The following is a 23,216-nucleotide window of genomic DNA, read 5'->3' as shown; positions in this document are numbered from 1 at the left end:
TCGAAAGTTGCTCGAGAGCCGAATAGCACGCTCGTCAGGAAGAGCGCCAGCACATGCTCCCCGCGGGAACCGAGATTATCGCGCGCAGCGGGTGCCGGCGAGCACCTCATTCCCGAGTACGCTCGAGCCGCCAAGCAGAAACGTGTTGACGCCGACGACACGGGCATTGGCCTCGGCTACACTGCCCGGCACGCATTCTTGCCGAGTAAGGAGCAGCGGAGATCCTTTGGCACCAACAAGAGCCCCTCCCGCAAGAGCATCGGCGAAGCTGTATCCGCTCGCCCAATATGTGTCAGTTCGCGTGCCGTCTGGGAAAATCCCGTTTGCGATCCGCGCCGAAGTATCGAATCGGTCCACCCCCGCGTAGCGCACGACTGCACGTCCCTGCCCAACCGCGCTCTGTATCCCAGACGAGACCGCGCCTGTCCCGCCGACGATGTGAACCGTCGTTGTGCCAAGCCGCGAGAGTTCAGACATTATCGGCGTCGACGCCTTCTCAGCATCTCCAGGAACCAGCAGCACCGGTCCCTCGTACTTCCCCGCTGCAGCACCAGCGGCGAGTGCATCAGGAAAGCCAGCTCCCGTCACGAGGAAGGAGTCACTTGCGGTTCCGTTGGCCCATCCGGCCTTCGCGATCTCGATAGAAGTGGCGTAGCGGTCGGCACCGGACACCCGGTCGACACGCTCAGAGAACTCCTCGAGCTTGGCCACAACTGCATCACTCACCGCCCCTGTTCCGCCAATGACAACAATCCGGCTCGGGCGGAGCCTCTCAATCTCTGCCGCAGTTGCCGCTGGGAGGGTGTCCGGGCGGGTGAGCAGCAACGGCGCCTTCCACTTCGCACCAAGCGCTCCGGCACTCAATGCGTCTGGGAAGTCCAAGCCATTTGCGACGATGACAGTTCCAGCTGAAGTCGAGTAGCCGTGCTGCGACATCGCGACCGCAGTCTCAAATCGATCCGAACCACTGATCCTCACGTTTCGACTACCCGGCTCTCCATCAACAAACGCCAGGCCGCCGCCCGAAACCCAGGAGGCCACACCTCCGGTGAAAGGCATGACGCACTTCGCGCCATCAGAGTTGCAGACGTGCGCGCCAGCCGGCCAGCCCCAGGCCTGCGAGGGCCCGCCTGCAGCAACATACCCATCCAGGATTGGCCCGTTCAGCAGCGCGAACGCACCGGATCTCGAGGAGTAGATGTTGCCTCCGGGGAACGCCTCGATCGTACCGGCTTCATCGCCGGTCCCGACCGAAGACGCCGGCCCGTCTGGAAACCCGAGTTCTTCCGCAAGCGGCCTCCACGCGGCAAATGTACTTGGGGCTAGCCGAATCAGAGTACCTCCGGGACGCCAGACACCACCACCGAATTGGAACTCCATCGTGCATCCACTGTTGGACAGGCTGCAGTCGAGTGCACTCTTTGGCCAGCCCAGACTGCCACTGACACCTCCCACGGCGTCATAGGCGTTCCTGAACCCACCCGCCGGAATTGTCGCAGATCCGGTGCTCGAGCGGTACATGGTCCCAAACTGCAGGCGGTACGTTGTCCCACCACCATTTGCTGTGCTCACGACCGGGTCTGCGATCGGCACCCCAGTCGCACTGCCAGCTCCTCCGCCAGCGCGCCACGCCGAAAGGAAGGCCGGGTCCACCCGACGCGCCCCGGAGCCGCTCACAGAGACGAGCGTTCCTCTCGCGAAGTCCTGAGCAACGGCACCGCTCGCTGTTGTTTTCGCAGCTGCGGATGGGTATCCAATACTGCCCGAATACCCTCCGTACTTCTCCCACTCGGCTCGAAGCGACTCTGGAACGATGAATACTCCGACGCCTCTCGTCTCTGCAACGGTGCCTCCCTGGAAGCGCATGGTCGTAAGCCCGGACGCACCCTGGTTGATCGCGGGAGCAATGGGCCACCCCCAGCTCCCCTCGATGCCACCGGCGGCTGCGAAGGCCTTGAGAATCGGGCTCGAAGCAGTCATACCCGAGGCTGCCCCGGACTGGGGCTCGTAGACGTTCCCTCCCTCGAAACGTTGCAGACGGCCCCCACCGTTCGCCGGGACCGTGACAGCTGCTGCAGCGGGGTTGCCCAGCCAAGACTTGTTGGCCTGCCAGTAGCTCATGATTCCGCCGTCGACGGGGAAGGGCAACTGTGTGTTCCCGAACCACGTCTTGTAGAAGTTGTAGAAGTTGCGGTTTCCGTAGCTCGAACAGCTGTCTCCCGTGCCCCATCCCGCGTTGAGCGCAGCCTGGTTCGGACGATACGGAGTGTAGATGTAGAGCGCCGCGGTAGCCCAGTTCTGGATTGTCACCAGCGAGGTACCACAACCCGCATTGGGGTGCCACTGGATCCTGTTCGCCTGAAACGGCTTGTAGTTGTAGCTATTCGGGTGCGCCTTGTACACCTGAAGCTGCCATGCGGCTCGATACACCTGCTGGAAGAATCCGGTCTGAGAAGGATCGCAGTTCGCAGAGTTGTTCGGTCCGGAATCGGGACACGCGTACCCCATGGCAACGTCGAACTGCCGCACCGTCGGCCAGGTGTCGGTGACGAGACTCTGCTCCTTCTCGAGCATCACCAGCAGCACCTTGGGGCTGATGCCGCAGGACTGCCCCACCTTCGCGATGATCGCGGCCGCAGTCTCGTTCGCCCCTCCCTGATATGCCCTGCAGTAGGCGTTCGACGCGCGGGACGAGGTCGTAAAGCGGGCGTCTCGCAAGCAGGAACTGGCGATCCGGGTGCTTCCCCATACCGATCCGGCAGCGCGCCCGGGGTCCCCGATCGTGCAACGCGGTACGCGCTGGTTGAGGAAGACCTGAATCTGAGCGGCCGACATCGCGGTGCCGTGGTAGAAATTGGCGTCCGAGATGATGTTGCTCGGATCGAAACCCGATGACGGGTTCGCCTGCGCTGGCGCGGGCGCGACCATGGGTGCGAAGGCGATCGCGAAGGCAGCGAAGAGGGCGAGCGCCGCAGTTCTCGGTCGACGAAGGGTCGACCCCCACCGCCCCGAGCGACCCGCGCTCGTGCTGCTGCTTCGCATAATTCACTCCCCCTCGGCTTAAACTTCCACCTCAGCTTAAACAATAGGGCCCGCACGACCAACGGCGGGAAAGCAGCGACCGTCTGCCAGAATAGACGCATGATGCCTGCTTCGTCCGAGTCGGCCTCGGCACTTCAAGGTCACCTTGATACCTGGGTCGTCATCCCGCTCTACAACGAAGCCTCGATCATCGGCGACGTGGTGCGCCAGCTGCGGCCAGTGTTCACGAACGTCGTCTGCATCGATGACGGCTCCAGTGACGGTTCCGGCGCGGTCGCCCGCGCGGCCGGCGCCCATGTGGTGACGCACCCCATCAATATGGGCCAAGGGGCGGCCCTGCAGACCGGATTCGAGTACGCCCTCGAGCGAAATGCGGACTACGTCGTCACTTTCGACGCGGATGGTCAGCACCGCGTCGAAGACGCGGAGATCATGATCGGCCGCGCTCGAGACGAGAACCTCGCCGTGGTCTACGGCTCCCGTTTTCTCGACGATCGCACGAAGCCCGGCATCCTGAAGAAGATCGTGCTGAAGACCGCAGTCACGGTCACAAACTGGGCGACGCACACGAGACTCACCGACGCCCACAACGGGCTGCGCGTCATTCGCGCCGATGCACTCCGCAGGATCAAGCTGAAACAGGACCGCATGGCGCACGGCACGGAGATCGTCGTGCTTCTCGGCCGCACTGGCCTCCCCTATGCAGAACAGCCCGTCGAGGTGCTCTACACGGACTACTCAAGAGCCAAGGGCCAGTCTCTGCTGAACTCGGTCAACATCCTGATCGACCTCGTCATCCGATAAGGAGAAGCATGTCAGTCTTTCAGTTCCTCCTCATCGCCGGAGTCGTTGCAGCGGGAGTCTTCGCCGTCAAGTTCTTGCCAGGAGAGCGCTCTCTCGCGCTCAAGCGGATCTTCGCACTTCTGTTCGTTGTCGCTGCGATCTTTGCGATCGTCTTTCCGAACTCGCTCACCGCGATCGCGCACTTCTTCGGAGTGGGACGCGGCACCGACCTCCTCCTGTACGTGTTCATCATCATGACGCTGCTGTTCGCGGTGGCAACAGTGCGCGCCAAGGCGCGCTCGGACGCTCGGGTCACCAATCTCGCTCGAGCAGTCGCACTCATGGAAGCCCGCATTCTCGAAGAGCGCAGCACAAAGGGTCTCGACGATCCGACACCTGAGGAGCCATCCGCATGATGCAGTGGCTCGCGCTTCTGCTGCCCGTCCTTGCCGCGGTGGGTCTGCTCGCACTTCTCGGTGCACCGATCGCGCTGGCATTGGGGCTGCGCGGTTTCTCGACGGCCATCGTGTCAATCCCTGCCGCCTTTGCAGTGCTCGCTCTGAGCGCACTCGCGGCACCGTTCATCGGGGTCGCGTGGACGGCCCTGGTTCCCATCGTTCTCTCCGCTCTGCTCGCGGGAGTCTTGCGGCTGCTGCGTCCCGCACTCGGGGTTACTCGAACGCGCCCGAGCAGCCCGACCGCTCGCGCGCACCGTCTGTGGGTCCCGATCGGCGCGGCGGCCATCGGCGGTAGCGCGCTGGCGGCGACGCTCGTGATGTCCCTGAAGGCGCCAGACGCGGTCTCCCAGACCTATGACGCCAACTTCCATCTCAACGCGGTGCAGCAGATCCTGCAGAGCGGTACGGCCTCGCCGCTAGACATGGATCTCTCGTCACCGGGCCAGGCCGTCTTCTATCCGACCCTCTGGCACGGGCTCACCGCACTGGTCGCGCAGATCACCGGCACCACAATCCCGCTCGCGACGAACGCCGTGCTATTCACCGTCTGCGCGGTCGTCTGGACCATCGGGATGGTGGCCTTCGGTCGCGCCATTGCCGGGCCGAGCCGGAGCGTCACCCTCAGCGCCGGTGTGCTGGGGGTCGCCCTCCCGAGCTTCCCGCTTGCGCTCGCCGGCTATGGGGTTCTCTACCCGAACCTTCTCTCGATTGCACTCTTGCCCTACGTCCTCGTCGGGTTCATGCAGGTCGCCGGTCTCGGGCAGGCCCGCAGAAGCGAGGTCACAACCCCCGGCGTCGCCTGGCTCCTCTTCCTCGGCGCGCTGGGGGCGGCGACGCTCGCCCACCCCAACGCGATACACATCCTGCTCCTCTGGCTGATCGGCCCCATCGTGGCGCTCGTGGTACGCGTGGTCCGCGAGCGGCCGTTCCAGAACTGGGATGGTCAGCTGCGGAGGCAGCGAGCGTCGCGCCCGGTTCGACTCGCGGTCGCCGTTCTCGCGCCGTCAGCGCTCATCGTTGCCGTGATGGTGGCCTGGCGCATCGGCCGCACGAGCGACAACCCGTGGGATGGCAAACACACCGTGCTCGGGTCGACGCTCGACGCTCTGGGAATGTCTCCGCATCTGGAGGGCCACGTCTGGCCGGCCACCGTGGTGCTGCTCATCGGCCTGCTCATCGCATGGAGAAGGCCCCGACTCCGGTGGCTGGTGCTCTCGGCGGCAGTCATGCTCGGCGTCTACGTCATCGCAGACGGGTTTCCCGCTGCAGCGTGGCGCACTGCGATCCTCTCCCCCTGGTACAGCGACCCCTGGCGTCTCGCGGCGCTCGCCTGGGTCGGAGCGTTTCCGCTTCTCGTCCTCGGGGTCCGCGCCGCGTGGGCGGTGCTGCGCGCGGGCATCGTGCGGTGGGGCGCGCTCTCGCAGCGGCCTCGCCGTTTCTTCCGGGCCTGCAGCCTGCTCGCACTGGTGTTCCTGCTCGCGTCGACGCAAGGAGCGGGCGCCTTCGCGGGCGTGCAATTCGTCAGCACGAAGTACGCCTCGGGCCCGGACGCACCGCTCCTCAGCGACGACGAACGAGCCCTCATCGAACGGTTGCCGGAGCACCTTCCCGAAGACGCCGTGATCATCAACAACCCGTGGAACGGCGGCGCCCTGGCATATGCGCTCACCGGCATCCCGGTGCTCGTGCCGCACACCGGCGGAAACTACGACCCGCGCATCTCCGTGCTCACCGAACAGCTCGGTGAGGGCACCCCCGAGGCCTGCGCGATCACGCACGAGCTCGGAGCCGAGTACGTGCTCGATTTCGGGAGCGTCTACGTGTTCGAGAACACGCCACGCGCAATCCCGTTCCTCGGCATCACCGATCTCGAGGACTCGCCAGTAGTGACCGAGGTCGACCGAGAGGGTGATGCGGTGCTCTACCGCGTCACCGGCTGCGCCACGGGCTAGACGCACCTGACTCGTACACTAGAACCGCAAGTGTCAACATCACCGGATCAGCACCAGCTGGCCGCGAAGGAGTACCCGTGAGCATTCGATACGGACTGATCGGACTCGGCATGATGGGCCGCCATCACGCGAGGGTGCTTCGCGAGACCGAAGGCATCGAGCTCGTCGCCGTGGCGGATGCGATGGGCGACCCCCACGGCGTCGCCAACGATACTCCGCTGCACGATTCAGTGCAGGGACTCATGGAAGCGGGCATCGACGCGGCGGTCGTGGCGGTGCCGACCAAGTTCCACGAAGCAGTCGGGCTGGCGCTCGCGGAGGCCGGCGTGCACACGCTCATCGAAAAGCCCGTGGCGCACAATATCGAAGCAGCCACCCGACTCGTCGAGACATTCGACGACGCGGGTCTCATCGCTGCCGTCGGCCACGTGGAGCGATTCAACCCGGCCCTCATGAGTCTGCGGAATCGCATCGCCAACGGAGATCTCGGCGAGGTCTACCAGATCCAGACCCGGCGCCAGGGCCCCTTCCCTGCGCGCATCGCCGATGTGGGCGTGGTCAAGGACCTCGGCAGTCACGACATCGATCTGACTGCGTGGCTCGCCCAGTCTCACTACGCGTCCGTCTCCGCGCAGATCACCTATCGCAGCGGCCGCGAGCACGAGGACATGATCGCGATGACGGGCAAGCTGCAGAACGGCATCATCGTCAACCACCTGGTGAACTGGCTCAGCCCGTTCAAGGAGCGCCTCACCATCGTGACCGGCGAACGCGGCGCCTTCATCGCCGACACCATCACCGCAGATCTCACCTTCTACGAGAACGGCACGTTCGAGGGCGAGTGGGACGCCATCACCGCATTCAGAGGGGTCAGCGAAGGCGAGGTCACCCGATTCGCGCTCGAGAAGCGCGAGCCGCTGAAGTCAGAGCACGAGGCATTCCGCGATGCGATCCTCGGCACGCGCACGGACACGGTGACCCTGCGCGAGGGGCTCGAGACCCTTCGCGTCGCAGAGACCGCCATCGAGTCCGGCAAGCGCGGCGAGACCCTGGCCCTGTCGTGAGCACCCAGGTGAGTCCCACAGCATTCGTCGGGGAGGGCGTCGTGCTCGGCGAGAACGTCTGCATCGGACCCGGTGCCGTGATCCTCGGCCCCACCACGATCGAGGACAACGTGTGGATCGGCCCGGGAGCCCAGATCGGAGCGCCTCCCGAGATGGGCAACCTGCGCCAGAATGCGGCCTGGGCAGGTGATCTGGAGCACTCCGGAGTACTCATTCGCGAGCACGCGGTGATCCGCGAGGGAGCCGTGATCCACCAGGGCAGCTACCGCGCGACCACAGTCGGGGCACGGAGTTGGGTGCTCAATCGCGCATATCTCGCCCATGATGTGCAGCTCGGCGACGACGCCACGGTGTCCGCAGGAGTCAGCATCGGCGGCCACTGCGTCATCGGAGATCGGGTGAACATCGGCATGAATGCGGTGGTGCATCAGCGTCGAGTGATCGCCACGGGGGCGATGGTGGGCATGGGGACCCCGGTCACCAAAGACGTGCCGCCGTTCGCCAAGCTCTACGGGACTCCCCCGCGCGTCACCGGGGTGAACACCGTCGGCATCGAGCGAGCGGGGCACGACGGGGCACTCGCCGATGTGCTGCTCGCCCACTATGTCGCGGGTGAATTCTTCACCGGAACGGAGTGGATACCCGACGACCTCGGGACTCTCGCGGAGGCCGTCTCCTGGTGGCGGGCTCAGGGGGAGCTCCGCCCGGCATCCGTCTCGGCCCCACGCGAAGCGCAGTAGACTTGTCTGACGTGTCATATTCAGCGGCGCTCACCGACCCGGAGTTCGAGACTCCGGGGAAGAGCAAGGGTCTGTTCGGGGTCTTCAGGTACCGGTATCTCCTCTCGCTGCTTCTCAAGAAGGGTGTCGCCACCCGGTATCACGGCTCTGTGCTCGGCTGGGTATGGTCGTATGTTCGGCCTGGCGCCCAGTTCCTGATGTACTTCCTCGTGATCGGCCTGGTCTTGGGTCAGAACCGAGGGATCCAGTTCTTCCCCGTCTATCTGTTCTCGGGCATCGTGGCGGTCAATCTCTTCAACGAGGCGCTGAGAAACACCACCACCGCCATCACCGACAACGCATCTCTCATCAAGAAGGTCTATCTCCCCCGCGCCCTGTTCCCGGTCTCAGCGGTCGGCGTTGCCCTCATCCACTTCCTGCCGCAGGCGCTCCTGCTGCTCGTCGTCGCGCTGTTCTGCGGCTGGACCATCGGATGGCTGCAAGTCATCACGTTCATCGTCGGGGTGGCGGTGATCCTGTGCTTCTCGCTCGGCCTCGGACTGTTCTTCGGCGCGATCAACGTCGCCTACCGCGACGCCCGCAACTTCGTCGATCTCATTCTGATGTTCGCTACGTGGGCGTCTCCCGTGCTCTATTCGTGGACGATGGTCTACGAGCACACGCCTGGATGGCTCTACAACATCTACATGTCGAATCCGATGACCGTCGCCGTGGAGATGTTCCACGACGCGTTCTGGCTGCCGCTCGCAGACGGGTCTCCGCGGCCTGATGGGCTGCTGACGTTCACTCTCGTCGGGGCCGTTCTGGCGCTGCTGACGCTGTTCATCGGGCAACTGGTTTTCAGAAGGTTGGAGGGGTCCTTTGCCCAGAACCTCTAGTCGCTCGCACGAGCCCGAGAACGCCCAGAAACCCGCGATCGTCTTCTCCGACGCCAAGAAGACGTTCAAGATCAAGCACACGAACTCGTTCAAGGAAACGTTCATCGCGGCCCTGAAGCGAAAAGAACTGACGACCGATTTCAATGCGGTCGACGGCGTGAGTTTCGAGGTTCCCGATGGGCAGTCTGTCGCGCTCATGGGGAGCAATGGGTCCGGTAAGTCGACCACCCTCAAGCTGCTCTCCGGCGTGCTCGCCCCCGACGGAGGCTGGGTGCGCACCCGGGGTCGCATCGCCGGGTTGATCGAGGTGGGCGCGGGCTTCCACCCCGACCTCACCGGCAGGCAGAACGTGTACCTCAACGCAGCGATCCTGGGGATGTCCCGCGAGGAGACCGACGCGCGATTCGACGAGATACTCGAGTTCTCCGAGATCGGCGAGTTCATCGACACCGAAGTCAAGCGATACTCTTCCGGCATGCACGCGCGGCTCGGATTCGCCGTCGCCGTGCACACGGAGTTCGATGTGCTGCTCGTCGACGAGGTGCTCTCCGTCGGTGACGCCGCATTCCGCGAGAAGTGCAGCGAGCGCATGATGCAGCTCCGCGAGCGAGGCAAGACGATGTTCGTCGTCAGCCACAACGCGGGCCAGGTGCTCCGACTGTGCGAACGAGGCATCGTTCTTGAGCACGGCCGGGTCATCTTCGACGGCCCCATCGGCGAAGCGGTCGAGGCCCTCGAGCGCTCTCAGCGCGGGCAGGGAATCACGTCCGAGTATCCGATTCTGCATCCGTTGAGCACGGTGTACGACCGCAACCCGGTCGGTTTCGGCGCTCCGACGGGCCCTCAGCGCGAGATCTCCGCCCACGGCGGCGGGGTCGTCCAGGAGTTCGAACGTGGCATCATCACCGCGGCGCATTCGCAGAACGCGGAGGCGATCGGGCTCACCCGAGGCGTGTTCCTCTCGGCGTACCAGCGCTCCGGCGGCCCCGAGGGCCCGTGGGGTTTGCTCGCCGGTCTCCCGCGCGGGCAGTTCGAGGCCTTCGAGATTCGTGCGATGCCGTTCCAGAACGGCTATGCCTGGTACTCACTCGAGGCCGGATTCAAGTTCTCCGAGCCGGGCAGCCCTGACTACGAGCGCGTCGCTGCCGTCTACGCACGATCCGAGTAGGCATCGGGTCGGAGCTGCGGCATCGGCCGAGAGCGGCACACCTCACCCGCCGGCCCGGTCCCCCGGCAGCCCGCCCCCGATGAGCCCGCGGAAGAGCACCCGCTTGACGCCGGCCGGCATGAGCCGGTACGCGCCCTTCATCACCACGTTGCGCAGGTACTGGCCACGGGTGATGAAGCCGATGCGCAGCATCTCGCGCTGCAGCCGCCACTCGGTGCGCGCTTCGTTCCAACCGCCCCGCCGCGCGAACGCGCCCGATCCCACGCGATACGCCAGCAGCGGTTCGGCCAGGTTCTCCACCCGGGCTCCCGAGTCGATCAGGCGCACCCCGAGCCAATAGTCCTCCATCTTGCCGAGCGGCCGATAGCGGCCCACCCGATCCAGCGCGGCGACGCGATACATCATGGTCGGGTGGTTGAACGGGTTGTGGGTGCGGGCGTGGTCCCTGATGCGCGCCGACCCCACGGGCGGGATGCGGCGGGCGCTCGGCTGCTCGGGATCCGACTCGAACTCGACCATTCCCGTGCCCACGAGGTCGTAGCCCTGCTGCATCAGCTCCCACTGCCGCGCGAAGCGCTCGGGCAGCGACACGTCGTCGGCGTCCATGCGCGCCACGACGGGGTGCGCGCACGCCTCGAGCCCCGCGTTGAGCGCCTCGGTGAGACCGCGATTCTCGGGCAGCCGCACGATCACGACCGGGATCGGGCTGCGCCGCTCGATGCGCTCGAGCTCGGCGACGAGCGCGTCGGGCACCGGCCCGTCCTGCACGAGCACGGCCTCGGCCGGGCGCAGCGTCTGCCCGTCGACCGAGCTCTCGAAGGCGAGCCGCAGAAACGCGGGATCGTCACCCGCGTACACGGGCAGCAGCAGGGAGAAATCGGCGCTCTCGCCCGCGGCCCCCGCACCGCCCGATCCGCCCGCGGCCCCCGCGTCCTCCTGCCCCACTAGCGCTCCAGCTTCGAAAGGCGCTCGACCTCGACCATCACGTCGACGGGCACTCCCGTGTCACGCAGCACCATGCGCGTGGGCCGCGGCGCGCGCAGCCAGCCGTCGCACCAGCCGCGCCGCAGGCAGTCGCGCAGCTGCGCGCGGTCGCTCGAGGCGAGAAACGTGCGCAGCCAGCGGCGCGCCGTCGCAGCCGCGTACAGCGCCTTCTCCCACCCGTGCAGGGCCCGGCTGCGGCGGAACACCCACAGCTTGTTGCGCACCTCGAAGTAGAACCGCGGGCCGGGATCCTGATCGCTCGACCCGCGCTTCGCGGTCTTGTGCGTGACCACCGAGCCGGGCACGAAGAGGCCCCGCGCCCCGCGCAGCAGTCGTGCCGAGTACTCGAAGTCGTCGTTCCACAGGAAGTAGTCCGCGATCGGCAGGCCGATCTCGCGCACGCGCGCGGCACGCAGGAAGGCCGAGACGAACGAGATCGAGCGGATCTCCATGCAGCCGACCTCGGCCGCACGCGCCCGCTCGTCGGCCGACGCCCGGATCTTCGCCTTGGGCGTGTTCATGGGGTGATCCGCCCCGTCGGTCCAGACGACGCGGGATCCCATCACCGCAAGATCGTCCTGCCCCGTCGCGGCGTAGCGCTCGTGCACGGCGAGCGCCTCGGCGAGCGCGTCCGGCCCGGGCACGGTGTCGTCGTCCATCACCCACACCCAGTCGGTGTCGTCCTCGGCGACGGCCGCCGCGATCCCCGCCGCGAACCCGCCGGCGCCGCCGGTGTTGGTGGTCAGCCGGAGCAGCCGCGCCCGCTCGCCCCAGTGCTCGAGCAGCTCGGCCGCCGCCTCCGCCGATCCGTCGTCCGAGGCGTTGTCGACCACCACCAGGCGGTCGACGGGTCGGCTCTGCGCCGCGAGCGCGGCGAGCGACTCCCGCAGCAGATCACGCCGGTTGTAGGCGACGAGCACGGCCGTCACGCGCATGCGCACACTCCTTCAGCATCAGAACCCGCCCAGTCTAGCCCGCGGCGCCGACACCCCACAGGTCGCGGTAGAAGGCGGCCGCGCGCGACTGCGTCACCGCGCGGTACTCGCGCTCGTCGAGATCGAGGATCGTGCCCGGGGGCACGTCTGCCGCATCGGCCAGCGCAGACACCCCGATGCCGGCCCGGTGATCCTCGAGTTCGATGCCCGCCAGCTCGATCAGCGTGGGATACATGCTGAACTGATCGATGTCGCCGCGGGCGAAGTCGACACCGTCCGGCACCCAGACGCGGTTGAAGATCGTGCGATCCTCGAGCGTGCGCAGCTCGTTCCAGAAGCCGTTGCTCTCGGCTGCGAACTTGAGATGATCTCCCATGAGCACGACGGCCGTGTCCTCGAGCACGCCGGTCTGCTCGAGATGAGCGACGAACCCCGCGACCTCGCGCATCGAGCACTCGGTGATCGAGGTCATGGGCTCCGCGGCATCGTCGGGGCAGTAGTCGTAGCGGAACGGCGACTCGTGCGTATCGAGGGTCAGCAGGGTGAGGCTGAACGGCTGGCCCTGCTCGTGCAGCCGGGTCACCTCCTCGCTCGCCCGCTCGAAGAGGCGACGATCCGAGAGCCCCCAATCGGGGCGGATCTCGGTCTCGCCGAGCTCACGCCACTCCTGCAGCGCGGACACCTCGTCGGTGCCGTGCGTCTCAAGGAAGGCGCCCTTGCCCGCGAAACGGGCGTCGGCGCCGCCCATGTAGACGTTGCGGTAGCCCTCGCGCGACAGCACGTCGCCGAGGCACGTGGCCCCGGGCAGGTACTCGTCGACGCCCTCGTCGTGACCGATCAGGTTGAGCTCGGTGACATCGGACACGGCTCCGGCGGTGCGCAGCGGGATCCCGCACTGCGTGCTCACGAGGCCCGCCATCGTCCAGCCGCCCCCGTCGTACTGCCGCAGTGCCGGCAACGCGTCCCACCCGTCCGTGGCCTCCTCCACCGGTGCGAGCATGTTCGTGCCGAAGAGCGATTCGTCGGAGAACGCGTCCTCGATCGACTCGAGGTAGATCAGCACGAGGTTGCGCCGCTCGCCGTCGGATCCGCCGTCGTGGCGCATGCCGGGCCCGCCCTGCGCGTTCGCGCCGACGCCGTGGCGCGGCACCGCGTAGTAGTCGGCCAGGGTGGTGCCTCCGGCGGCCTCGCGGGCGTACGCCTGCACGTACTCCGCAGCCCCGATCGTCGATCCGAACACGGCGACCCCGCCGACCGGCACGGCCACGGCGAGCACCGCGGCGATGCCCCGCAGCACCCAGCGACCGCGCCCGCGCAGCACGCCGCCGCGGTGCAGCTCGCGCCGCGACTTCTCGGCGAGCAGCAGCATCACCAGCACCAGCGCCGCCGGCACCAGCAGGATCACCACGACCGCGCCGCGGACGAGCTCGTCGCCGCCCGCGCCTTCGCCACCGGGGAGGTTCATCAGCAGCTGATCCACCGAAATCAGCCCGAACGTGCGGCGCACCCAGATCCCGCCGCCCGCCAGCACGGCGCCGAGCAGCATGAGCAGCCAGAACACCGCGATCGCCGCAGCCCAGGCCCAGCGGCCGCCCCGACGGGTGGTCGCAGGGGCCGCTCGATCCGTCCCCTCCGCGCTTCCGGGGGGCGGCGTCGCGTCGTCGTCTCTTCCCACAGTGCCGCAAGTTTACCGACGCGCCATCCGAGGTTCACCCAGGGTGCGCCCGGATCGTCGTCGATGCTCCGCCGAGCGGTTTCGACACGCTGCGCTCGCTCAACCAGCGGGCGCTGCGCTCGCTCAACCCGCGGGCGCTACTCCTCCTCGACCGGCGACGCGGCCGCCACCCCGTCGGCGACGAGCCGGTGGATCGCGGCGTAGTCGGGCATCTCGGGATCGACCGCCGGCGGCACGAGCTCGACGTTGACCGGCGCGTGCTCGCGGGCCTTCGTGGCGAGGTCGACGAACCGGCCCAGCATCGACTGCGGAATGTCGGTGTCGACCAGCTCGCCGCCCACCGCGGCGACGTCTTGGAACTTCGTGAGCACGTTCGCCGGATTCATCTGCGCGAGGATCGCCGCCTGCAGCTCGCGCTGACGCTGCATGCGGTCGTAGTCGCCGTTCGCCGAACCGTAGCGCGAGCGCGCGTACCACTGCGCCGCGAACCCGTCCAGCTGCTGCTCGCCCGGCTCGATCCACTGCTGCACCCCGACCAGTTCGCCCGTGTACTCGTCGATCTGGCCCCCGACCGGCAGGCGCTCCTGCACGTCGATCGTGACACCGCCGAGGGCGTCGATGAGGCTCGAGAAGGCGTCCATGTTCACCAGCACGTAGAACTGCACCTCCAGCCCCGTCGCCCCGGTCACCGCGTCCTTCGTCGCCTCGATGCCCGGCGACGACCCGCGCGAGTGCGCATCGGCGTACATCCCGTCGTAGAGGTGCGCGAACTCCTCGGGCAGCCCCTCGGCCTCGACGATCTCCGCCGTCTGCTCGAGCTCGGCGTGCAGGCCGTTGAGATACCCGGTGAGGCAGCCGCCGTAGGGCCCGAACGCGTTGGGCCCCACGCAGAACCCGTTGGGGTGCACGTCGAGCATCGGCGAGTCCTCCGGGAACGGCATCTGCACCAGCTCCCGCGGCAGTCCGATGATCACCGACTGCCCGGTCTCGGCATCGACGCTGACGAGCGAGATGCTGTCGGGCCGCAAGCCCTCGCGGTCGGCCCCCGCATCGGTGCCGAGCAGCAGGATGTTGTAGCGGCCGTCGACCGGCTCCACCGCGGGCGCCCCCTGGAACAGGTCGCCCAGCAGGCTGCGCCCCGCCCCCACCGTGGTGGCGGCCCAGGCCGCCCCGGCCGACGGCACCAGCGTCAGCAGCACCGACAGGATCGCGACCGGCACGCGCCAGCCGGGCTGCACGCGCACGAGACGCGTGAGGCGCAGCGTGTCGAACCCCAGAACCAACCACAGCAGCGCGTAGGCGATGAGCAGGATCTGCAGCGCCAGCAGCACGAAGCCGTTCGTGAACACGGAGAGCGTGGCCACGCGCGCGAACAGCAGCCCGAGCAGGGCCGCGACGCCGCCCAGGATGAGCACGAGCGTCGCCGCGAGCCCGAAGCGGCCGAGCCTGCGGCTGCCGGCCAGCACCTGCGCGCTGCCCGGCAGCAGGAAGCCGATCACCACGAGCCACCGGGCGCGCTTGCTCATGAGCGGCGCAGAACCCGTGTCCGGGTTGCGGAGCGGCCGCTCGAGATCGAGGCTCATGCGCGATAGCCATCCGGATTCGCCGACTGCCACGCCCACGCGTCGCGGCACGCGTCTGCGAGGCTGCGCGTCGTGCGCCACCCGAGCCGCTCGTTGGCGCGCGCCGGATCGGCCACCACCTCGGCCACGTCGCCGGCGCGCGGCGGCGCGACGACGTAGGGCACCGGGCGGCCCGAGGCCCCCTCGAACGCGCGCACGACCTCGAGCACGCTCGATCCGGTGCCCGAGCCGAGGTTGTAGGTCTCGACCCCCGCCGAGAGGCGCTCGAGCGCGGCCACGTGGCCTTCGGCGAGATCCATGACGTGGATGTAGTCGCGCACCCCGGTGCCGTCGACGGTCGGATACGCATTGCCGAAGACGCTGAGCCGCTCGCGCTTGCCCACCGCGACCTGCGCGATGAACGGCATGAGGTTGTTCGGGATCCCCGCGGGATCCTCGCCGATCCGGCCCGACGGGTGGGCCCCGACCGGGTTGAAATAGCGCAGCAGCACCGCACCCAGCTCGGGCCACGAGGCCTGCACGTCGCGAATGATCTGCTCGTTCATGAACTTCGACCAGCCGTAGGGGTTGGTGAGCCCGACACCCGCGCGGTGCGCCTCGTCGATCGGCGAGCGCAGCGGATCGCCGTAGACCGTGGCAGACGAGCTGAAGACCAGCTCGGTCACCCCGCGCTCGCGCATCAGGTCGAGCAGCACGAGCGTCGAATCGAGGTTGACCCGGTAGTAGCGCGCGGGTTCTGCCACCGACTCCCCGACGGCCTTGAGTCCGGCGAGGTGGATCACGGCGTCGAAGCCGACGCCGTCGAGAGCCGCCGCGGTGGCGGCGCGATCGGCCAGATCGGCCTCGACCACCGGGATCCGCGATCCCGTGAGCTGCTCGACCCGGCGCACCGCCTCAGGACTGCTGTTCGAGAAGTCGTCGAGCACGACGACCTCGTGGCCGCGCTCCACCAGCACCAGTGCGGTGTGCGATCCGATGTACCCGGCGCCACCTGTCAGCAATACACGCATACGCAACAGGGTACTTGGACGATCTGCGCGAAGGCCGTCGAAACGGCGTCGCCGCGCAGAACGGCGGGACCGATCCCGAATCCGACGACGGCACCCAAAGATCACATTTGCATCACAGCATCAGCTGTTGCCGAACGTGCGGATCGATCCCCCAGGCTTTTGGTGCGCGAACTCAATACAATGAGTGCCAGCAGAACTTCGGCCGGATTCGGGTGCGGCGCCGAAGCACGACTGCGAAGGGGGACGATATGGCGACGCTTACACTCATCGCCGAACCGTTTCCCGATTGGGAGGCCGATCTCCAATCAGCCGCCGCCCGAGACCTCACCCGCGCGATCGCCGCGACCGCACCGCGTGGCTGCAGCGCCCGATTCCTGGTGGGCCGCGGCAGCGAGGCGCCGGCGTTCGAGTCGCCGCTGATCCGCATCGAACACCTGCCGATCCGCGCCAACCTGCTGCCCCTCGTCTGGCAGAGCGGCACCACCGCCCGCCCGCTCGACGGCGAATTCGTGCACGCGCTCACCCCCATGATGCCCCTGCGCTCCCGCGGAGAGGACGATGGCTCGCAGACCTCGGTGACCATTCCCCACGCCATCGCGTGGGAGGCCCCCGCGGTGCTCGGCAGCTCGCAGGCGCGACTCTTCCGCGCCTTCACCCGCCGCGCGGTGAAGCTCGCCGACGTGATCCTCACCCCCACCCACGCCACCGCGCGGGTGCTGCAGCAGCAATACGGCGAGCACCTCCCGGTGCAGGTGATCCAGCTCGCCCCGCCCGCCGAGCTGCGCGAGGGCCCCGATGCTGCGGAGCGACGCAGCGCGCTGGGGCTGCCCGAGCGCTACACGGTGACCACCGCGATGAGCGGCGAGCACGGCCGACTCGAGTGGATCTTCGACGCGATGCGCCTGGACGCCTCGCTGCCGCCGCTCGTGGTGCTCGAGGGTTTCGATCCCGGGGTCTCCCCCCGCGACCGCGATGGCGACGACACCGGCGCCACCGCGGTGCCGGATGAGCTGCGCGAGCGGGTGCTGCCCGTGCGCGCTCGCGAACTCGCCGATCTCGGCGCCGTACTCTCGGGCGCCGCACTGCTCGTGCAGCCGCAGGCATTCGCCGGCACCGGCTACGCGCTGCTCGGCGCGCTGTGCGCCGCGGTTCCCGTGCTGCACGCCGGCCATCCCGCGACGGCCGAGATCGTGTTCGATGCCGGCGTCGCAGCCGACACGGCCGGCGCGTTCTCAGCCGAGTACACGCGCCTGATGCGCGACGACGACGCGCGCGCCCAGCTCTCGGTGCTCGCCTGCGACCGCAGCCGCGGGTTCAGCTGGTACGGCGCCGCGTGGCAGTTGTGGGAGATGCACGCGAACCTCTGAGGGCACCCGGCACCTGCGCGCCCACCCCTGCACCCGCAGCGCGCCCACCCCTGCACCCGCAAACGCGCCCACCCCTGCACCCGCCGACGCGCGCCCACCCCTGCACCCGCAAACGCGCGTCACAAGTTGTCGCCAAAACCCAAGAATGGCCGCAGCTTCTGACGCGCGAAGACATGTGGGGGCAGAGCCGGCGCCGGCGGGACCCGGGTCGGGGCCGGGGGCCCACTCACGACCGCGGGCCGGGGCCAGGCCCACTCACGACCGCGAGTCGGCCGCGGCGATCCCACCCGCCGATCGCGCATACGCCCACGCCAGCAGTCCGGCCGCGACCGCCGAGCCGACCACCATCAGCACGGTGCCGATCCACCCGCCCCACCCGAAGGCCACACCCCCGAGCCAGCCCAGCACGCTCGAACCCGCGTAGTAGCCGAGCGTGTAGAGCGGGGGCGCGAGGCTCCGCCCATCGGGGCGCGCGCGGCGCTCGACGAGGCCGCTCGCAATGGAGTGCGCCGCGAAGAAGGCTCCGGTGAAGAGCACGAGACCGAGGATCACCGCGGGCAACCAGGCGAGCAGCGTGAGCGCGATCCCCCCGAGCATGATGCCGATGCACCCGAGCAGCACCGCCGTCGGAGGAATACGGCGCGTCGCCGGCCACACCCAGCGCGACGCAGCGGCTCCCGCGAGATACGCGAGGAAGATCCAGGACGTCTGCGCCAGACTCAGCTCGAACGGATCGTGCTGCAGCCGGAACGCCAGGTAGTTGTACGCCGCGACGAAGCCGCCCATCAGCAGGAACGCCTGCGCCACGAGCACCATGACCCCCGGGCTGCGCAGATTCGCCGACAGTGCGGCGACCAGCGACGGCGGCACCGCCGGCGCCATCGCCGTCGGCGGGATGCGCACCAGGAACACGAGCACGGCCACCGCGGCGAGCATCGCCACCGCGGCCATGCCCCAGCGCCAGCCGAACGGCTCGCCCACCTCGGCGGCGATGATGCGCCCCGCCAACCCGCCGATGGTGGTGCCCGCGATGTAGGTGCCGACCGCGCCGCCGAGCGCGAAGGGCCGCACGGTCTCGGCGATCGCCGTGACGGCGACAGCGGGGAGCCCCGCGAGCGCGATGCCCTCGAGCAGACGCGCGGCGATGAAGAGCTCGAAGCCCGGCGCGAACGGCGCGGCCAGTCCGACCAGCATCGCCGCCGACATTGCGACGCGCATGGCCCGCACCCGGCCGATACGGTCCGAGAGGCGCGCCCACGGCAGCACGCCCAGCGCCACACCGATCGTCGTGGCGCCCACGGCCCACGACGAGGCCCCCGCTCCGATCCCGAACTCCGTCGCGATGGCGGGCAGCAGCCCCTGCGGCGAGTACATCTGCGCGAAGGTCGCGAGGCCCGCGCAGAACAGGGCGATCAGCGCGCGACGATACCGGCGGCTCCCCGCCGCGGCCCGGGGATCCCGCGCCTCCGATGCCGCGTCGTGCCCGCCCGCGGCCGTCACCTACCGGTCCGTGGCGATGCGCGCCTGCAGCGCCGTGTTCTTCTCATCGACCATGTCGGTGAGCTCCCGGGCGTAGGCATCGAGACGCGCGGAGAGTTCGGGATCGCCGGTGCCGAGGATCCGGGCCGCCAGCAGCCCCGCATTCTTCGCGCCCCCGATCGAGACCGTCGCCACAGGGATGCCGCCGGGCATCTGCACGATCGACAGCAGCGAATCGAGACCGTCGAGTCGCGCGAGCGGCACCGGCACGCCGATCACGGGCAGGGTGGTCATCGAGGCCACCATGCCGGGCAGGTGCGCGGCGCCGCCCGCCCCCGCGATGATCACCCGCAATCCGCGCGCGGCGGCCTCGCGGGCGTAGCTCACCATCTTGTCGGGAGTGCGGTGCGCGCTGACCACCTCGACCTCGTGCGGGATCCCGAACTCGCGCAGCGCCTGCACCGCATCGCTCATCACCGAGAAGTCGCTGTCGCTACCCATGATCACGCCGACGAGGGGTGCTGCGGTGGATTCGCTCATGGGTTCAATCGTAGCCGCCCCGGATCTCGACTCGCTCCGCTCGCTCAATCAGCAGAGCGCCCCGGATCTCGACTCGCTCCGCTCGCTCAATCAGCAAAGCGCCCCGGCTCGAAGGATCGACCCTCCCGTCATCCTGCGCGACCGCACTCACCCGTCATCCTGCGCGACCGCACTCACCCGTCATCCTGCGCGACCGCACTCACCCGTCATCCCGCGCGACCGCACTCACCCGTCATCCTGCGCGACCGCAGGGAGTCGCAGGATCCACCGGCCCGGTGCGGATCCTGCGACTTCGCGCCTGATGACCGCTCCCTCACCGCGCCGGATGACCGCCCAGCACCGGATCACCGCCCCTCAGGCGAACGCCGCCGCGGCGGCGCGCGCCTCGGCGAGCGCCTCGGCGAGATCCGCACCCGTCACCGTGACGTGCCCCACCTTGCGCCCCGGGCGGGGCTGCTTGTCGTAGCTGTGCACCTTTGCGCGCGGATGCTCGGCGAGCACGGCCGGGTAGCGCGTCGGCATCGGCCCCTCGGCGGGCCCGCCCAGCACGTTCACCATCACGGCGGCCGGCGCGGTCATGGACGTGTCGCCGAGCGGCAGATCGGACACCGCTCGCAGGTGCTGCTCGAACTGGCTCGTCACCGATCCCTCGATCGAGAAGTGGCCGGAATTGTGCGGGCGCATCGCGAGCTCATTCACCAGCACGCGCCCGTCGCTCGCCTCGAACATCTCGACCGCGAGCACCCCGGTCACCTGCACGCCCTCCGCGACCGCCGCGCCGATGCGCGCGGCCTCCTCGAGGGTCGCGGGATCCTGCACCGGGGCCGGGGCCAGCACCTCGGCGCAGACGCCGTCGCGCTGGATCGTCTCGACGACCGGCCAGGTGCGGGTCTCGCCGCTCGGACGGCGGGCGACGAGCTGCGAGAGCTCGCGGGTGAAGTCGACGAGCTCCTCGGCGAGCAGGTGCCCGCCGCGGCCGTCCTCGGCGAGCGCGGTGAACCAGTCGCGCACCTCGACGGCGTCCGACACTACGCGCACGCCCTTGCCGTCGTAGCCGCCCCGCGCGGTCTTCACGACGGCCCGGCCGCCACGGTCCTCGATGAAGCGCTGCAGCTCGGCCTCGTCCTCCACGGCCGCCCACGCGGGGATCGGCACGCCGAGCTCGCTCAGCTTCTCCCGCATGAGGATCTTGTCCTGCGCGTACTGCAGCGCCTCGGGGCGCGGATGCACCGCGGTGCCGCGCCGCTCGAGCTCGCGCAGGATCTCGCCCGGCACGTGCTCGTGATCGAAGGTGATCACGTCGACGGTCTCGGCGAAGGCGTACACCGTCTCGGGATCCCGGTAGTCGCCCACCGCGTCGGCCGCGCGCGCGGCACTCGATCCCTCGTTCTCGGCCAGCACGCTGATGCGCAGGCCCAGATGGATCGCCGGCGGCACCATCATGCGGGCGAGCTGCCCGCCTCCGATCACGCCGATCCTGATGCTGCCGCTCTCAAAGCCCATGCCCTCCATTCTGCCCTACGAGTGCGCGCTGAGGCGGCTGCCCGCCGCGCTCGCCGCCGCGCGGCCTGCTGCCTCACCGCTCCGACAGGAGAAGCACACCCAAACAGGAGCACTTCGCGCTTTCGGTCCTGTGCGAGTGGTTTTCTCCTGCGGGAGCGGCGCGGGGAGCGGCGCGCGCGGGATGGTCCGGGCGGGGCGCGGGAGCGGGCGGGGCGCGGGCGCCGCGAGTTAGTTGACATACATCAATCAAGTGCCTATAGTTGACCTTCATCAACTAACCCCACCCCACCCGAAGGATCCCCGCTCCGAATGGCACAGTCCCTCACCTCGGCCCCGCGCACCGCCCCGGAAGACGGCGTGCTCAGCGGGCGCGCGAAGAACCTCGCACTCACCGGCCTCTTCCTCAGCATGGCGGTGTCCATGCTCTCGATGACCGTCGTGGGCACCTCGATGCCCATCATCATCGCCGACCTCGGCGGCGATCAGGCCGCCTTCACCTGGGTCGTCACCGCCACCATGCTGGCGAGCGCCATCTCCACCCCGATCTGGGGCAAGCTCGCCGACCTCACGAGCAAGAAGGTGCTGCTGCAGGCCTCGCTCGTCATCTTCACCGTGGGCTCGGCCCTCGCGGGCATGGCTCAGGATCCGGGCTGGCTCATCGCCTTCCGCGTGCTGCAGGGCCTCGGCGCCGGCGGCCTCGGCGCCCTCGGGCAGATCGTGCTGGCCGAGATCATCAGCCCGCGCGAGCGCGGCAAGTACATGGGCATTATGGGCGCCATCATGGCGGTATCGACGGTCGGCGGCCCGCTGCTCGGCGGCGCGATCACCGACGCGATCGGCTGGCGCTGGAACTTCTACGTCGCCGCGCCCATCGCCATCGTGGCGATCGTCGTGCTGCAGCAGACCCTGCACCTGCGCACCGAGAAGCGTCGGGTGAGGATCGACTACCTGGGCGCGGCGCTCATCTCCATCGGCTTCGCGAGCCTGCTCATCTGGGTGACCCTCGGCGGCTCGCAGTTCGACTGGTGGTCGTGGGAGACCCTCGCGATGGTCGGCGGCGGCCTGCTGCTGCTGGTGATCGCGGTGATCGTCGAGCTGCGGGTCGAGGAGCCCCTGCTGCCGCTGCACCTCTTCAAGAATCGCACCTTCACCATGTCGGTGATCGCGAGCATCGCGGTGGGCCTCGCCATGTTCGGCACCTCGGTGTTCCTGGGGCAGTACATGCAGCTGGCGCGCGGCAAGACGCCCACCGAGTCGGGCCTGCTCACGATCCCGATGATGGCGGGCCTGCTGCTCGCCTCGACCCTCGTGGGGCAGATCATCTCGCGCACCGGCAAGTGGAAGCGCTACATGGTGGCGGGATCCTTCATCATGTTCGCGGGACTCGTGATGATGGGTCAGCTGCGCTACGACACCTCGTTCTGGTTCGTGGGCGTCGCCATGTTCGTGCTGGGCGCGGGCGTCGGCATGTGCATGCAGAATCTCGTGCTCGTGGTGCAGAACACCGTGTCTCCGAACGAGATCGGCGTCTCGAGCTCGGCGGTCACGTTCTTCCGCACGATCGGCGGCACGGCGGGCATGTCGGCGATGGGCGCGATGCTCTCGCACCAGGTGGTCGCCTTCATCACGGAAGGATTCGAGAGCCTCGCGAAGACGAATCCCGAGGCCCTCGCCGGCGCCGACAAGCTCTCGGGGGGCACCATCCCCAAGATCGCGGAGCTCTCGGCTCCGATCCGTGACGTGGTCGAGTCGGCCTACGGGCACGGCATCGGCGACGTGTTCCTCGCGGCCTCCCCCGTCGCGATCATCGCGATCATCGCGATCATGCTGATCCCGAACCTGCCCCTGAGTACGAAGAGCGCCGCAGAGCATCGGGCCGAGCTCGCGCGCGATGCCGAGGCCGCAGCCGCGACGACCGGGGCGGGCGACACGGACGGGGCGGGCGACACGGACGGGGCGGGCGACACGGACGGGGCCGAGGACGGTGCCGTGGCCTCGGCCGCGGCGACCGACACCGACGCGGCCGCGGCCACGACGCAGACGCGCTAGGTTCGA

Annotated in this window: 18 protein-coding genes; 9 read left to right on the top strand and 9 right to left on the bottom strand. The window is 68.5% G+C overall.

The genetic code is table 11. From position 1 onward, the window contains the following. Positions 1-75 precede the first annotated feature (75 nt). Positions 76-2,928 (bottom strand): cell wall-binding repeat-containing protein, encoded by a 2,853-nt coding sequence (locus EVS81_RS11705; protein WP_165384256.1) that lies wholly within the window; start codon positions 2,926-2,928, stop codon positions 76-78. 213 nt (positions 2,929-3,141) lie between these two features. Here EVS81_RS11705 and EVS81_RS11700 point away from each other — a divergent pair, with 213 nt between their 5' ends. The 7 genes from EVS81_RS11700 to EVS81_RS11670 all read left to right on the top strand — a co-directional run bounded on the left by EVS81_RS11700 (position 3,142) and on the right by EVS81_RS11670 (position 10,085). Beyond that, positions 3,142-3,846, top strand: coding sequence for a glycosyltransferase family 2 protein (locus EVS81_RS11700; RefSeq protein ID WP_130110545.1), 705 nt, complete (start codon positions 3,142-3,144; stop codon positions 3,844-3,846). Positions 3,847-3,854: 8 nt separating this feature from the next. Beyond that, positions 3,855-4,241 (top strand): DUF2304 domain-containing protein, encoded by a 387-nt coding sequence (locus EVS81_RS11695; protein ID WP_130110544.1) that lies wholly within the window; start codon positions 3,855-3,857, stop codon positions 4,239-4,241. Next, positions 4,238-6,235 carry a DUF6541 family protein gene (locus EVS81_RS11690; protein WP_130110543.1) on the top strand — a complete coding sequence of 666 codons (1,998 nt, stop codon included), beginning with the start codon at positions 4,238-4,240 and terminating at the stop codon, positions 6,233-6,235. The genes EVS81_RS11695 and EVS81_RS11690 overlap by 4 nt, the downstream gene beginning before the upstream one ends. Positions 6,236-6,345: 110 nt before the next feature. After that, positions 6,346-7,299 carry a Gfo/Idh/MocA family protein gene (locus EVS81_RS11685; protein WP_240740075.1) on the top strand — a complete coding sequence of 318 codons (954 nt, stop codon included), beginning with the start codon at positions 6,346-6,348 and terminating at the stop codon, positions 7,297-7,299. Continuing rightward, entirely contained in the window at positions 7,296-8,039 is a 744-nt protein-coding gene (locus tag EVS81_RS11680) for a DapH/DapD/GlmU-related protein (protein ID WP_130110541.1), read from the top strand. Before EVS81_RS11685 ends, EVS81_RS11680 begins: the two co-directional genes overlap by 4 nt. Positions 8,040-8,050: 11 nt before the next feature. Next, on the top strand, positions 8,051-8,917 hold the full coding sequence (locus tag EVS81_RS11675; protein WP_130110540.1) for an ABC transporter permease: 867 nt from the start codon (positions 8,051-8,053) through the stop codon (positions 8,915-8,917). Continuing rightward, positions 8,901-10,085 (top strand): ATP-binding cassette domain-containing protein, encoded by a 1,185-nt coding sequence (locus EVS81_RS11670; RefSeq protein WP_205879329.1) that lies wholly within the window; start codon positions 8,901-8,903, stop codon positions 10,083-10,085. Before EVS81_RS11675 ends, EVS81_RS11670 begins: the two co-directional genes overlap by 17 nt. 42 nt (positions 10,086-10,127) lie before the next feature. Here the strand turns inward: EVS81_RS11670 and EVS81_RS11665 are convergent, their stop codons facing one another. The 5 genes from EVS81_RS11665 to galE form a co-directional block, all read right to left on the bottom strand. After that, positions 10,128-11,030 (bottom strand): glycosyltransferase, encoded by a 903-nt coding sequence (locus tag EVS81_RS11665; protein WP_130110539.1) that lies wholly within the window; start codon positions 11,028-11,030, stop codon positions 10,128-10,130. Beyond that, positions 11,030-12,004 (bottom strand): glycosyltransferase, encoded by a 975-nt coding sequence (locus tag EVS81_RS11660; protein WP_130110538.1) that lies wholly within the window; start codon positions 12,002-12,004, stop codon positions 11,030-11,032. The genes EVS81_RS11665 and EVS81_RS11660 overlap by 1 nt, the downstream gene beginning before the upstream one ends. A gap of 34 nt (positions 12,005-12,038) precedes the next feature. Further along, entirely contained in the window at positions 12,039-13,679 is a 1,641-nt protein-coding gene (locus EVS81_RS11655) for a sulfatase-like hydrolase/transferase (RefSeq protein ID WP_130110537.1), read from the bottom strand. 137 nt (positions 13,680-13,816) lie between these two features. Then, on the bottom strand, positions 13,817-15,262 hold the full coding sequence (locus EVS81_RS11650) for an LCP family protein (RefSeq protein ID WP_130110536.1): 1,446 nt from the start codon (positions 15,260-15,262) through the stop codon (positions 13,817-13,819). Further along, complete coding sequence (galE, locus tag EVS81_RS11645) at positions 15,259-16,272, bottom strand: UDP-glucose 4-epimerase GalE (protein ID WP_205879328.1); 1,014 nt, start codon at positions 16,270-16,272, stop codon at positions 15,259-15,261. Before galE ends, EVS81_RS11650 begins: the two co-directional genes overlap by 4 nt. A 248-nt stretch (positions 16,273-16,520) precedes the next feature. On the opposite strand from galE, the gene EVS81_RS11640 reads away from it, so the two are divergent. After that, positions 16,521-17,639 (top strand): glycosyltransferase family protein, encoded by a 1,119-nt coding sequence (locus EVS81_RS11640; RefSeq protein ID WP_130110535.1) that lies wholly within the window; start codon positions 16,521-16,523, stop codon positions 17,637-17,639. A gap of 255 nt (positions 17,640-17,894) precedes the next feature. On the opposite strand, the gene EVS81_RS11635 is transcribed toward EVS81_RS11640, so the two are convergent. From EVS81_RS11635 to EVS81_RS11625, 3 genes are all read right to left on the bottom strand, one after another. Continuing rightward, entirely contained in the window at positions 17,895-19,139 is a 1,245-nt protein-coding gene (locus tag EVS81_RS11635) for an MFS transporter (protein WP_240739828.1), read from the bottom strand. Then, entirely contained in the window at positions 19,140-19,658 is a 519-nt protein-coding gene (purE, locus tag EVS81_RS11630) for a 5-(carboxyamino)imidazole ribonucleotide mutase (protein ID WP_130110534.1), read from the bottom strand. It abuts the gene before it with no gap. Positions 19,659-20,012: 354 nt separating this feature from the next. Then, positions 20,013-21,161: a 5-(carboxyamino)imidazole ribonucleotide synthase gene (locus tag EVS81_RS11625; protein ID WP_205879327.1), complete on the bottom strand. Its 1,149-nt coding sequence runs from the start codon at positions 21,159-21,161 to the stop codon at positions 20,013-20,015. A 309-nt stretch (positions 21,162-21,470) separates the two neighbouring features. Between EVS81_RS11625 and EVS81_RS11620 the strand changes: the two genes are divergently transcribed. Further along, on the top strand, positions 21,471-23,210 hold the full coding sequence (locus tag EVS81_RS11620) for an MDR family MFS transporter (protein WP_130110533.1): 1,740 nt from the start codon (positions 21,471-21,473) through the stop codon (positions 23,208-23,210). The last annotated feature ends 6 nt before the right edge of the window (positions 23,211-23,216 follow it).

This window comes from Leucobacter triazinivorans, assembly GCF_004208635.1.
GTDB classification, from domain to species: domain Bacteria; phylum Actinomycetota; class Actinomycetes; order Actinomycetales; family Microbacteriaceae; genus Leucobacter; species Leucobacter triazinivorans.
This window is presented reverse-complemented; position numbering and strand designations above follow the sequence as displayed.

Bases quoted from the DNA above. Each gene is read 5' to 3' on its own strand.
- EVS81_RS11705 (WP_165384256.1), bottom strand. From the start codon at position 2,928: ATGGTCGCGCCCGCGCCAGCGCAGGCGAACCCGTCATCGGGTTTCGAT.
- EVS81_RS11700 (WP_130110545.1), top strand. From the start codon at position 3,142: ATGATGCCTGCTTCGTCCGAGTCGGCCTCGGCACTTCAAGGTCACCTT.
- EVS81_RS11695 (WP_130110544.1), top strand. From the start codon at position 3,855: ATGTCAGTCTTTCAGTTCCTCCTCATCGCCGGAGTCGTTGCAGCGGGA.
- EVS81_RS11690 (WP_130110543.1), top strand. From the start codon at position 4,238: ATGATGCAGTGGCTCGCGCTTCTGCTGCCCGTCCTTGCCGCGGTGGGT.
- EVS81_RS11685 (WP_240740075.1), top strand. From the start codon at position 6,346: ATGATGGGCCGCCATCACGCGAGGGTGCTTCGCGAGACCGAAGGCATC.
- EVS81_RS11660 (WP_130110538.1), bottom strand. From the start codon at position 12,004: ATGCGCGTGACGGCCGTGCTCGTCGCCTACAACCGGCGTGATCTGCTG.
- EVS81_RS11650 (WP_130110536.1), bottom strand. From the start codon at position 15,262: ATGAGCCTCGATCTCGAGCGGCCGCTCCGCAACCCGGACACGGGTTCT.
- galE (WP_205879328.1), bottom strand. From the start codon at position 16,272: ATGCGTGTATTGCTGACAGGTGGCGCCGGGTACATCGGATCGCACACC.
- EVS81_RS11640 (WP_130110535.1), top strand. From the start codon at position 16,521: ATGGCGACGCTTACACTCATCGCCGAACCGTTTCCCGATTGGGAGGCC.
- purE (WP_130110534.1), bottom strand. From the start codon at position 19,658: ATGAGCGAATCCACCGCAGCACCCCTCGTCGGCGTGATCATGGGTAGC.
- EVS81_RS11625 (WP_205879327.1), bottom strand. From the start codon at position 21,161: ATGGGCTTTGAGAGCGGCAGCATCAGGATCGGCGTGATCGGAGGCGGG.
- EVS81_RS11620 (WP_130110533.1), top strand. From the start codon at position 21,471: ATGGCACAGTCCCTCACCTCGGCCCCGCGCACCGCCCCGGAAGACGGC.